Here is a 9,055-nt window from a genome sequence, read left to right on the forward strand (position 1 = left end):
CTCAGCCAAAAAAGATCAGACATGTTCACCGCTCGTTTTCGAACGGTGAATCACGCTCGTCCAACCAAATCAATGGGTCCTGACCCTAAGCAAAATTGTCAGATGACCGTTCCAGTTCAGCAACCGGCCATTGGGCAGGAAGGCAGCGCCGTGGACTTCAAAACGGGACACTTCATCAAGCGTTTCGAAGACGGTAGCGGCAAGAACCTTCTGGGGGGCAATGCCATTTGTTGAGCACCATCCTCACCAAATCATCCCGGTGGTTCTTGTTGTGCGGTGGTGGAAAAGGCGGCCGCCGCCGCTGCTGATATCGTCACGGCATATGACAGTTGTAGCCCCTCGGGCTGAACTGAAGCGGGCTGCTACGATTAGACGCGGGCCGTTTATGGCTCTGTCGCGACCAGCACTGCACTGGCCGCGATCAGCCCTGCGCCCAACCAATCCACGGCCGACGGCCGCTCGTCCAGGAACACCGACGCGATCAGCGCCCAGAAGACCACACTCAGCTTGTCCACCGGCGCGACCCGCGGCGCCTCGCCCAGTTGCATTGCACGGGCATAGCACAGCCACGAAGCGCCCGTCGCCAGCCCGGACAGGATGAGGAACAGCCACGTCCTCGGCCCGAGGGAACTGAGGCTTTCGAACTTGCCGGTTGTGCAGACGAGAACGAAAAGGCCACCAGAACCACCGCGGTCCGGATCAGGGCGTCAAAATCGAAGTTGATGTCCCCCACCCAGCTTTACCAGGATGGCGGTGAGGGCGGCAAAGACCACCGCGAGAAGCGCCCAAAACTGCCAGCTTCACGCAATCGTAATGGTCTTGGTCCCTTTCAGAGTTCCGGTGGCCCGATGGGGCTGCCTGCACCGCGGATTGACAAGCGCATTCGCCTGACTGGCGATCTTGAAACACGGGCCTCAGGCGGCGATCAGGTCCATCGGGTCGATCCCGAAATCGCCGAGCAGGGCAAATGCCCCGCCCTCGTTTTGTGCGCGCAGCCAATCATGCTTCGCCGCCAGGTACTCCGCATGGTCACCGAAAAGGCCCGCCAGCCGCTTCATGCATCGAGCAATCTGGGTCTTGTTGCGCTCGATCATATCGGGGGCAACGCCGTCTTCGTGCATCCGGTTGTTCTGGATCACCAGGTCGGTCAGTTCTTCTATCGAGAACTCCAGCTCGAGCAGCGCCGCCTTCCGCGCCTCTACCAGCGCCTTGCGGCGCAGCGCGTAGACATCGATCGATACCGCGCCCTTGTCGCTCGGCACGCCGTTCCTGATCCGCGCCCGGACATTGCCGTCCGCGTCGAATTCCAAGTGATCCTCGGGGTCTTCGACGCAGGGGTCAATCAACAGCCGCACAGCCTCCTCTGCGGCGAGTGAATCCGCGGGGGCGCGGACCCGCGCGGTCTCGTCCGCCAGCGGAAATTGCGTGGCCTTGCCCAGCACGACCCCGGCGCTTTGCCCCGGCACCTCGTGGGTGCGCGACCGGTTGCAATCGGGGCAGGAAATCAACAAGTTCGTCCAGTCTCCGGCCATCCAGAAATAGCCGGGTTTCAGCTCTCCGGCGTCGATCTTGATTGCCGATTTCGGGCGGAAATGTTCGATGTCGCTCGGCGTAACCGCGGCGAAATTGCTTTCGCAATAGGCGCACTTTTTGCCAAAGGTCTTTTCTAGCAGCGCCACTAGCCCGTCGTTCTTGTAGACCATGAACTTGAACGACTTCTTGGTCTTCTTCTTGTCATTTTCGTAGTTGGCCAGGTCGGTGAAGAAGGCAATCGCCTTTTCCTTTTCCTGGTCGTATTTGGTGATCTTGGTGCCATCCAGCGCCTTTGAATTCTGCCGGGTGTAGACCGGCAGATCGGGCAGTGTCGGATCGCGCGGCACCTTGATCATAACGGTTTTCCGACCTCCTCCTCAGCCAGGACCTGCTTCCACATGCTGCTGACCTGTTCGACCGCCTCGCTGCGCAGGTCTTCCGGGGATCGCCTTTCGCCGGTTTTCCGTTTGGCCAGCATCGCGTCGATAGCCTCGTAGAATAGGGTCTCGCGCTGGGTATCGCCCAGGTAGCGGCGGTCTTTTAGCTCGTCCTGCAACCGGGCCAGTTCGGCCTCCTGTTCTGGCGTACGCGTGTCGAGCGCGAGCAGCGCGTAATAGGTGTCGAACAGCGCCTCGACCTCGGGGTCCACGGTCGAGCGCAGCCCGAAAAAATCCGAGGTCAGCAGCTGGTCGACGCGGAAATTCTCCGGCGAGGGCAGGTCGGTCAGCGGCTCGACTAGCCCGTCTTCGCCGCGCTGCATGACCACCACTTCGCCCCTGGTCAGACTGCGCAGGCAGAGCGGCTGATGCGTGGTGGTGATGTATTGCACGCCGGGCAAGGCCTTGCGCAGGCTGCCGACGATCTTCATCTGCCAGGTCGGGTGCAGGTGGGCGTCGATCTCGTCGATCAGAACGACGCCTTCCGCCTCTGTCAGGTTGGGCCAGATCCGCGACAATACCTCCAGCAGATCGACGGTGACCGCCACGATGGTCTGGTAACCGTCGCTCAGGTCCTTCAGCGCGGTCTTGCTGTTGGCATCACGCACCCAGACTTGCTTCTGGTCGCGGATCAGCTTCGACGTCTCATCGAGCGACAGCAGATCCTTCAGCACAATTGCGGTTTCGTCAAAGGTCTTGCCGTCCAGCCCCATCAGCCATGTCTGCGCGTCGATCAGTGGGACGAAGGCGTCGAACAGGTTCTCGACCCGCGAAAACTTCTCCCCCGTCTCGGACCTCTCCTTTCGCGGCAGCAGACGCGTCGCGCCGTAGCCCAGGACCAGCGTTTGCGCCTCCCAGCCTTCGCCCGAGGCCGAACCGTCAGCCGTCAGGGTCATGACCTGTCCGTGCGGGCTGTGGAATTCCAGCCGGTCGCGATAGACGATCAGTTCATGGGGCTTGGGAAATCCGCTCAGCTTGACCGTGACCCGGCCCGACTGGCAGCGGTAGCGCACCAGCGTTGCCGGATCGAGCCGCCCGCTTTCCAGCAAATTGTGCACCTGGTCATGGCCCGACACCACCAGCGCGATGGCCTGCAAAACGGTACTCTTGCCGGTGCCGTTCTCGCCCAGAAGCATCAGCCAAGGAGTCGGTCCATGCGACTGCTGGCCGAAATCGATCTCCAGATCGCGGACCGCCCGGATATTGTGGATCGTCATCCGTTCGATGAAACGTTGTTGCGACTTGAACTTTTGCCGGCCCTCTTCGGTGTCCAGCGAATAGTCCGACATCCGGCTGGTGTAGCTCTTCGACTTCGCTTGCGCCCGTTTCAGCCGCGACTTGGTGACCTTGCCCGGTTTTCTGGTGGGCGCAACGGCCTCAAGCGAATCCAGCAGAGCGCGCATTCCCTCTTCCCGCGACAACGCTTGGCGGATCATGCCGGCATAAGGCGCATCGTCCTCGGCCATCTTCATCAGCCGGCCCAGGTTCTCGTCCGAGGTATCTCGTCCCGCCATAAGCGGCTCTGCCAGAGCTTCGAACGTGGTCATCAGTCGCTGACGCGCCTGAACCAGACCGACCCGGTTCAGCCCCAGCACGGCAATCGTGGCATTGCCTCGCTCGGTGTCGCTGTGCACGAGGCCATCGGCATCGAAGACAAGGTGATCGGAAGGTTCGTCTACAGTCGGGTTCAGCAGCAGCGGCTGTTCCCGTCCGATATCGTCTGACGGGCTGCAGGCACGCTGCGCCTCGTCGACAAGCGGGAACCGGTTGCCCTTGCCGCTGGTCTGGACCGAGGACTCGATCTTCGACAAGTGGTTGCGCTGCCGATTGCAGTCGATGCAGGCCGCCAGCAGATTGTCCCAGCTATTGGCCAGCCACCAGTAGCCCGGATGATCGGGCGCCTCGGTCACGCCGCCTTTGGGCCTGAACTGTTCGATCTCGATCGGCTGATTGGCGGAAATCGAGGTTTCGCAATAGGCGCATTTGCCATGAAACAACTTTTCCAGGGCTTCCCGGACCCGTCTGTCCCTGTAGACCTTAAACACCAGCCTGCGTTGCCGCGCTTCGCCGCTCTCCAGCTCCTGCCTGATCCGGTCAATCTCGGCTATGGCGGCTTCGCCAAGCTTGGTCGACGGATCAAGCGGATTCGGCACTCGGCTTCGGTTGACGAAAATCATGGGCTATCCAAACGGGCTTTGCCCGAATTGACCCTATTGAAGGGGGTTTTAGCAAGAAAAAGCACAAAACCGGCCTCGCTTTTGACGGGATCGCCGCAGCAGTGCACTCTGCTAAAGGATTTCAGGATGGCATTTCAGGGGGGGCGGCGACGATGGCCAAGAAACAGTTGCGGCAGGCCGTGGTCATCATGCACGGCATGGGCGAACAGGTCCCGATGGAGACCGTGCGCGGCTTCGTGGACTCCGTCTGGCGCGAGAACCCGGATGTCATTGACAGGGACCGTCCGGTTCAGGGCGACGATGAGAAACGCTCGACGAACCCGACATGGACCCGCCCGGACGACCGCACCGATCTGTACGAAACCCGCCGGATCACCACCGAGAAGGGCGACAACGACTACTACACCGATTTCTTCGAATTCTACTGGGCGCATCTGGTCCACGGCACCACTTGGGAACAGGTCCGCGACTGGATATTCGGCCTGCTGTTTCGCAACCCGTTCACCCGTGTGCCCCGCAACGTGCGCACGGCATGGATCGTGCTCTGGATCATCACGCTGGTCATTGCTGGGTTGGCAATCTGGGCGGCCTGGCCTAAGGAGCCGGGCGCAACCGTCGCGCCGGCATGGTCGCTGCTGATGGCCGGGGTCAGCGCGGCCACCGCCTGGGTGGTGGCCAACGTCATGGTCGCGCGCTTCGGCGACGTGGTCCGCTACACCAAGGCCGACCCGCCCAACATCGCCCGGCGCGAGGAAATCCGCCGCACGGGCGTGGATTTCCTGAATGCGCTGATCGCCCAGCGGGACGCGACCCATCCCGAAGAGCCGCATTTCGACCGGATCATCGTTGTTGCCCATTCGCTGGGCACGATCGTGGCCTATGACATCCTGTCAGTCTGCTTCGCCTATAACTGCCGTGGACTGCGCGAGGGGTTAGACGCGGATACAAGGCAGCCGGCCCGCGCCGCGCTCGAAGATGCCGTCCGCCACCGGCTGGGTCTCTCGTCGCTTAGCGAACACCCCGAAAAGCTGACGCCAGAGCGCTACCAGCAGCTACAGGACGCTGCCCGAGAGGAGTTAAACCAGCTTGGCGCCACCTGGCAGGTCACCGATTTCGTGACCCTCGGCTCGCCGCTGACCCACGCCGAATTCCTGCTTGCCGAAAGCCGCGAAGACCTCGACGCCCGGCAGAAGGAACGCCTGCTGGCGACCTGCCCGCCAACGCTCGAATATGACGGCGAAACCAAGCTGCGCCACTTTACCTTCCGCCGTGGCGCCATCGCCGGTATCGGTAAGCTGACGGACGAGGAAAAGGACGACCTTTCCAGCGAGGTCAAGATGCCGCGCTGGCCGCATCATGCCGCGGTCTTCGGCTACACCCGCTGGACCAATATCTATTCGCCGCACAAAGCCGTGGTGACCGGTGATCTGATCTCTGGCCCGCTGGGATCGGTATTCGGGATTGGCAAGGGCGATGGGCATTTTTGCGGCATCCGCGACATCGCGGTGATGCCGCAACTGGTGCCGGAGACTGGAGCGCGCGACCCGAACCACCGCCGCCGCGTAATGACCCACAATTCCTATTGGAAGATGAAAGGCGGCACGGACATTCACCGCGGAACCGACAAGAAGACCGGCAAACTGGAACCGGCGCATCATATCAAGGAACTGCGGAATGCGCTCGGCCTCGGCCGCAAGTGATGGAGCACGCCAACAAGCCGCGCCTCTTGGCACTGGCTCATTCGGACGTGGGCGGCGCTCCGTATCCGTAGCTATGTCGCAGCGCCTCGATCACGCCGAAGAGTGAGGGCACGAAAAGGAGCGACAGTAGGGTGGAATGTTCTCAAAGCGTCGCACCCAACTGACCAAAGTGGTTCGACTGCTCGCGCCACTCCAAGGGGAATGGTTGCATCAGCAGCGCCAAAGTGGCCTCTGGGCCCTGTCGGCCGTCCAGGATGGCCTCGACGATATCAGGGGCCAGCAGAGTGAGGCGGAGGACGCGTGTCATGTAGGAGGGGGCGATGTCCTCGCGATGGGCGAGTTCATTGATGGTTGTGAAGTCGCCAGTGTCCAACATCCGTTTCCACCGAAACGCTCTGCCCAGCGCCTTTATGAGTGCGTTGTTGCTTGTCGGTTGCGGCGGTGCATTCGCTGGGAACTGTATTTCCTTTCGCCCGCCGCGCTTTTTCAATCGGAATGGCACATTGACGGTCAGGGTTTCGGGGGAGGCGCGGAGCTGGCTCATGCCGCTACTCCTTTGTTGCCAGGCAACATCTCGCGGGCGAGACCGGTTAGACCGTTGACCCGGAGCCGGATGTTCAGGCCCTCCAGGCCAATGTCGATCCGCTCGACCAACAGCGCCACGATACGGGCCTGCTCGGTTGGGAAGAGTTCATCCCAAAGTGGATCGAGCTGCTGGAGTGCCGCACGGGCATCCGACACGGAAACATCTCCGTTCTGTTTCTTAGCGGCTTTCCAAGTCCCAGCGATGATCTCGGGTTGGCGGAACATAGCCCGGAGCTGCTCGATGATAGCGGCCTCGATCTCTCCCGCCGGGACGCGACCTACAGGACACGTCCCGGCGCCATGCTTTAGGACGGTTTGGCTCACATAGTATCTGTAGAGCCTTGCGCCTTTCCGCGTATGGGACGGCGAGAATGCGGCGCCGTCAGGGCCATACAACAGCCCTTTTAACAGCGCGGCGGTCTCGGCACGGGTTCTAGCCGCACGCTTCCTCGGGCTCTCCTGAAGGATCGCATGGACCTTGTCCCAGGTCTCGCGGTCGATGATGGCGTCGTGCTCGCCGGGATAGACGTTCCCCTTGTAGGCGACCTCGCCGATATAGGTACGGTTGTTCAGCAAGCGATAGATGAATTTCTTGTCGATCCGATTGCCCTTTGGCGTGCGAATGCCGCGCTTACCAACTTCGCGGGCCAGTTCTGTTCCCGAGCCGATCTCTATGAACTTTTCGAAGATCCAGCGGACGTGATCGACGTGTTCGCCATCTGGAACGAGCTTGCGGTTCTCGACTCGATAGCCGTATGGCGTCATGCCCCCCATCCAGATGCCTTTTTTTCGGCTGGCGGCGAATTTGTCTCGAATGCGCTCGGCGGTGACCTCACGTTCAAACTGGGCAAAGCTGAGCAGGATATTTAATGTCAGCCGTCCCATGGAGCTTGTGGTGTTGAAGGACTGCGTCACGCTGACAAAGGTCACTCCGGTCCGATCGAAGACCTCTACCAACTTGGTGAAATCCGTGAGTGCACGGCTGAGGCGGTCAATCTTGTAGACGACCACGATATCGATCAGCCCGTCCTCGATGTCCTGCAGAAGGCGGTGCAGGGCAGGGCGGTCCAAGGTGCCCCCGGAGATACCTCCATCGTCGTAGTGGTCACGAAGAAGGACCCAGCCCTCGGAGCGTTGACTGGCGATGTAAGCCTCGCAGGCTTCGCGCTGGGCGTGGAGGGAGTTGAACTCCTGCTCTAGCCCTTCTTCGGAGGACTTCCGGGTGTAGATCGCGCAACGAAGTTTTCGCGGAGCCGGCTCGATCATGCGCTCCTCCGGCTCTTGAGACCAAAGAATACCCAGCCATTCCATCGAGTACCGGCGATGCCGCGGGCGATGGCGGAGAGCGACTTGTAGGGTCTGCCCTGCCATTCAAACCCGTCGGTGGTGACCGTGACGACGTGCTCGACACCCTGCCACTCGCGCACAAGCCGCGTGCCGACGATGGGTTTGAGGTTGGCGCGGACGCTACTCTTCTTGCGGTCACCGCCGTCGAGGTCATTACCGATCCGCTCCAGCCGACGGATGGTCTGGGACTTGAGGCCTCCATAGGCCAGTTCCTGGATGCGGTAGGCCAACCGGCTCTCGAGATAGCGGCGATTAAATGCTGGCGGTTCGCTGTCAAATAGGGTGCGCCACTGCGCCTTCAATTCCGGCGTCGGGGTTGTCTTCAGCGCGGCGAGACGCGCAGAGATTGTGTCGGTCATTTTCGGTTCTCCAGTCTAGCCATGCCAGTGCTGCTCGTCGGCGAGGCTTTGTGTAGTCGAATGATCTCTCTTCCCGTCGCGTGTCTCATATTGGTCGCTATTGCGCAGGCGGAGCCGCACTACACCCAGCGCCAGCAAGCGGCAGAGCTCATGCAAACGCTCGTGAGGTGCGAGGTGGCCAGGAGAGATTGGGTTGGGACGCTTCATCGGCCTATGCTCCGCACAGGGGAGAAGAGGCGGACAGTCCGTGCCAATCGGAACGGCTTCGAGAGCTGCTGGTTCGAGGTCGCGAAATCTGCGACGGAGCGGTGGGATATGCGGTGCCGCAAAATGGAAGTGAGTGGATCAACCGCTCGGCGGGTTTGATACCCGAGATCGTTATGCATGGGTGCGCACCGGAGTAGGTGCGCACCTGCGAACCCGGATGCGAACCCAAAAAAAACGCTGGAACTGGCGAATTCCCGCGCTTCAGCCCCCCGCATACCGTGTGCCGCCGGAAGGACCCGCGAAGGGCAGAGCACATGCCGCCGGGCAGGGCAAAGCGATCCGTGCACCCGGAATGGCAAACGGCTTTCGGCATGGCAACGGTAGGACAGCCGTGAAAAAAGAAAGCGCGCGTGTCTTGGTTGCGGTTGATCGAGCAGTAAAACTCAGGGCTAGATTGCAGGCGTGTGAGGAGATTTGCCGAGCATGGGCTCACGCGCATCAAGAGGCTCGGCCGTAGGTGCTTTTTTCTTTTCACGGATATCTGGTTCACTGGTCAGTTCCCTGTTCAGTTCACTTCCTAGTTTGTCTCTAGGCAGCCATAGGGGCCCCGCTCTCCAGCTGGCTAGGGTCAGGACCCATTGATTTGGTTGGACGAGCGTGATTCACCGTTCGAAAACGAGCGGTGAACATGTCTGATCTTTTTTGGCTGA

The 9,055-nt window shown here is 61.0% G+C and carries 7 protein-coding genes and 1 pseudogene; 2 read left to right on the plus strand and 6 right to left on the minus strand.

Going from position 1 to position 9,055, the window contains the following annotated elements:
- Positions 1-234, plus strand: a 234-nt coding sequence (locus ACXAJT_RS27160) for a hypothetical protein (protein WP_475242028.1), incomplete at its 5' end; no start/stop codon positions are given.
- 149 nt (positions 235-383) lie between these two features.
- On the opposite strand, the pseudogene ACXAJT_RS27165 reads toward ACXAJT_RS27160, so the two are convergent.
- The 3 genes and pseudogenes from ACXAJT_RS27165 to ACXAJT_RS27175 form a co-directional block, all read right to left on the minus strand.
- Positions 384-659 (minus strand): annotated as a pseudogene (locus ACXAJT_RS27165) (EamA family transporter); the annotation flags it as partial.
- Positions 660-914: 255 nt separating this feature from the next.
- Positions 915-1,889, minus strand: coding sequence for an HNH endonuclease family protein (locus ACXAJT_RS27170; RefSeq protein ID WP_475242030.1), 975 nt, complete (start codon positions 1,887-1,889; stop codon positions 915-917).
- On the minus strand, positions 1,886-4,147 hold the full coding sequence (locus tag ACXAJT_RS27175; protein ID WP_475242034.1) for an AAA family ATPase: 2,262 nt from the start codon (positions 4,145-4,147) through the stop codon (positions 1,886-1,888). Before ACXAJT_RS27175 ends, ACXAJT_RS27170 begins: the two co-directional genes overlap by 4 nt.
- Positions 4,148-4,299: 152 nt before the next feature.
- On the opposite strand from ACXAJT_RS27175, the gene ACXAJT_RS27180 reads away from it, so the two are divergent.
- Positions 4,300-5,847, plus strand: a complete 1,548-nt coding sequence (locus tag ACXAJT_RS27180; RefSeq protein ID WP_475242036.1) for a hypothetical protein — start codon at positions 4,300-4,302, stop codon at positions 5,845-5,847.
- A 142-nt stretch (positions 5,848-5,989) separates the two neighbouring features.
- Here the strand turns inward: ACXAJT_RS27180 and ACXAJT_RS27185 are convergent, their stop codons facing one another.
- Genes ACXAJT_RS27185 through ACXAJT_RS27195 form a run of 3 tightly spaced genes read right to left on the minus strand, consistent with a single transcriptional unit; the run spans position 5,990 to position 8,138 of the window.
- On the minus strand, positions 5,990-6,391 hold the full coding sequence (locus ACXAJT_RS27185) for a hypothetical protein (RefSeq protein WP_475242042.1): 402 nt from the start codon (positions 6,389-6,391) through the stop codon (positions 5,990-5,992).
- Positions 6,388-7,698 carry a recombinase family protein gene (locus ACXAJT_RS27190; RefSeq protein ID WP_475242044.1) on the minus strand — a complete coding sequence of 437 codons (1,311 nt, stop codon included), beginning with the start codon at positions 7,696-7,698 and terminating at the stop codon, positions 6,388-6,390. Before ACXAJT_RS27190 ends, ACXAJT_RS27185 begins: the two co-directional genes overlap by 4 nt.
- The gene (locus ACXAJT_RS27195) at positions 7,695-8,138 is read right to left on the minus strand and encodes a DUF2924 domain-containing protein (protein ID WP_475242046.1); all 444 of its coding nucleotides are present in this window, start codon (positions 8,136-8,138) and stop codon (positions 7,695-7,697) included. The genes ACXAJT_RS27190 and ACXAJT_RS27195 overlap by 4 nt, the downstream gene beginning before the upstream one ends.
- Positions 8,139-9,055: the final 917 nt, after the last annotated feature.

This window comes from Salipiger sp. ABF4_146, assembly GCF_056161345.1.

Excerpts from the sequence above, each read along its gene's own strand:
- ACXAJT_RS27170 (WP_475242030.1), bottom strand. The coding sequence starts at position 1,889 with ATGATCAAGGTGCCGCGCGATCCGACACTGCCCGATCTGCCGGTCTAC.
- ACXAJT_RS27195 (WP_475242046.1), bottom strand. The coding sequence starts at position 8,138 with ATGACCGACACAATCTCTGCGCGTCTCGCCGCGCTGAAGACAACCCCG.
- ACXAJT_RS27190 (WP_475242044.1), bottom strand. The coding sequence starts at position 7,698 with ATGATCGAGCCGGCTCCGCGAAAACTTCGTTGCGCGATCTACACCCGG.
- ACXAJT_RS27185 (WP_475242042.1), bottom strand. The coding sequence starts at position 6,391 with ATGAGCCAGCTCCGCGCCTCCCCCGAAACCCTGACCGTCAATGTGCCA.
- ACXAJT_RS27175 (WP_475242034.1), bottom strand. The coding sequence starts at position 4,147 with ATGATTTTCGTCAACCGAAGCCGAGTGCCGAATCCGCTTGATCCGTCG.
- ACXAJT_RS27180 (WP_475242036.1), top strand. The coding sequence starts at position 4,300 with ATGGCCAAGAAACAGTTGCGGCAGGCCGTGGTCATCATGCACGGCATG.